This window comes from Megasphaera sp. AF13-6AC (genome assembly GCF_027685385.1).
Classification (GTDB): Bacteria; Bacillota; Negativicutes; order Veillonellales; family Megasphaeraceae; genus Megasphaera; species Megasphaera micronuciformis.
Genome location: NZ_JAQCUN010000344.1, coordinates 303 through 556 on the forward strand (window position 1 = coordinate 303; position 254 = coordinate 556).

Annotated in this window: 1 protein-coding gene; it reads right to left on the minus strand. The window is 50.0% G+C overall.

The window, feature by feature from the left end; all coding sequences use genetic code 11:
- On the minus strand, positions 1-254 hold a 254-nt coding region (locus PGX78_RS09365; RefSeq protein WP_270446695.1), incomplete at both ends, for a molybdopterin-binding protein.

Here is a 254-nt window from a genome sequence, read left to right on the forward strand (position 1 = left end):
GAATCGAAGAGCCCGACGGAAACGCCGCCGGTACTGATAATTATATCGACTTCCATAGAGGCTGAGAAAATACGGGTAATTTCCGTATCCAGTTCGGACGCCTTGTCCGTTACGTGCATGTAGCCGATTTGTCCGAAACCGTATTCACGCAAAAGACCGGCAAACAGGTAGGCATTGGAGTTATAAATCTGTGCTCCGTTGCGGGGTTCTCCCGGCATGACCAATTCTTGGCCCGACGTAATAAAGAGAACTCG